Source organism: Propylenella binzhouense (assembly GCF_009866965.1).
In the GTDB taxonomy this organism is placed as follows: domain Bacteria; phylum Pseudomonadota; class Alphaproteobacteria; order Rhizobiales; family Afifellaceae; genus Propylenella; species Propylenella binzhouense.
The window spans coordinates 1-1,824 of record NZ_SPKJ01000202.1 but is presented as its reverse complement, the minus strand read 5'-3'; the positions used below and the strand labels follow the sequence as shown (position 1 = coordinate 1,824).

Annotated in this window: 2 protein-coding genes; both read left to right on the top strand. The window is 72.7% G+C overall.

What is annotated here, in order from left to right:
* Positions 1 to 1,641: glycine cleavage T C-terminal barrel domain-containing protein (locus tag E4O86_RS22880; RefSeq protein WP_281351657.1), on the top strand; the 1,641-nt coding region annotated here is incomplete at its 5' end.
* Positions 1,638 to 1,824, top strand: a 187-nt coding sequence (locus tag E4O86_RS22875; protein WP_161142843.1) for a hypothetical protein, incomplete at its 3' end; no start/stop codon positions are given. The genes E4O86_RS22880 and E4O86_RS22875, both read left to right, overlap by 4 nt.

Below are 1,824 nucleotides of genomic sequence, written 5' to 3'. Positions count from 1 at the left end.
GCCGGCGCGGCGAACGGCACGTTCGCGCTCGCCGATGCGCTCGCCGAGGGGGCGCGCGCGGGCGCGGAGGCGGCCGGACGCGCCGGCTTCGAGCGGGCTGATGCCGCAATGCCGTCGGTGGCGGGCCGCGACTGGGGGCAGGGCGCGATCCGGATCCTCCCCGAGCTGCCCTCCGACCGGCCGGCGCACAAGGTTCGCGCCTGGGTCGACCTTCAGGACGACGTGACGACCAAGGACCTCCGCCTCGCGGTGCAGGAGGGCTATCGCGCCGTCGAGCATGCCAAGCGCTACACCACGGCCGGCATGGGCACCGACCAGGGCAAGGTCGCCAATCTCAACGCCTTCGCGGTGCTTTCGGCCGCGCGCGGCGAGCCGCTCCCGGCGGTCGGCGTCACCACCTTCCGCCAGCCCTGGAAACCGGTCGCGTTCGGCGCGCTCGCCGGCCGGCACGTGGGTGATCATTTCGCGCCCCGGCGGACGACGCCGATGCATGCCTGGCACCGGGGCCGCAGCGCCGTCTTCGAGCCGGTCGGAGACTGGCTCCGCCCGCGCGCCTATCCGCGCCCGGGCGAAAGCTTCCGGGATGCCGTCTGGCGCGAGGCGCGCGCCGCCCGCCAGGCCGTCGGCCTTCTCGACGCCTCGACCCTCGGCAAGATCGACGTGCGGGGGCGCGATGCGCGCGTCTTCCTCGACCGCGTCTACACGAATTCCTGGCGGAAGCTCGCGCCCGGCCGCTGCCGCTACGGGCTGATGCTCGGCGAGGACGGCATGGTCGCGGACGACGGCGTGACCGCGTGCCTCGCCGACGACCATTTCCACATGACGACGACCACCGGCGGCGCCGCCAATGTCCTGGCGAGGCTCGAGGACTATCTCCAGACCGAATGGCCGGACCTCGAGGTCTATCTCGCCTCGGTCACCGAGCAATGGGCGGTCGCCTCCCTCTGCGGGCCGGAATGCCACAGGCTGGTGAGCGAGCTCTGCGACGATCTCGACGCCGATCCCGCGGGCTTCCCCTTCATGTCCTGGCGCGCGGCGCATGTCGGCGGCGTGCCGGTCCGCGTCTTCCGCATCTCGTTCACGGGCGAGCTCTCCTACGAGATCAACATTCCGGCGAGCTACGGCCTCTGGCTCTGGGAGCTCCTGATCGAGAAGGGCGCCGCCTTCGGGATCACGCCCTACGGCACCGAGGCGATGCACCTCCTGCGCGCCGAGAAGGGCTTCATCCTCGTCGGCCAGGAGACGGATGGGACGGTGACGCCCCATGATCTGCGGATGGACTGGATCGTGAAGAAGGACGGCGATTTCATCGGCCGGCGTTCGCTCGCGCGCGCCGATACGGCGCGGGAGGGCCGCCGCCAGCTTGTCGGGCTCCTGACTGAGGATCCGGACCACGTCCTCATGGAAGGGGCGCAGGTGATCGGAACGGCGGCCGAGCCGGAGCCGCCGGTGCCGATGCTCGGGCACGTCACGTCGAGCTATTTCAGCCCCAATCTCGGCCGCTCGATCGCGCTCGCGCTGGTGAAGGATGGCGGCCGGCGGATCGGCGAGCGGCTCTGGGTCGCCCGCGCGGCGGCGGCGCCGGTCCCGGTGATTGTGAGCGAGACCGATTTCCTGGCGCGAGGGGAGGCCGGGCCGTGACGAAGCCGAGCAAGGCCATCCCGGTGCGGCGCTCCCCGCTCGATCATCGCCGGCCGGTCGAGGCGACGGCCTCGGCGGTGCGGATGGCGGAGCGCCGCTTCGTGGCGAAGCACGTGCTGCGCGCCGATGCGGAGGCGGCCGCCCCGGCGGTCGCGGCGGCGCTCGGGATCGGCCTGCCGCGCG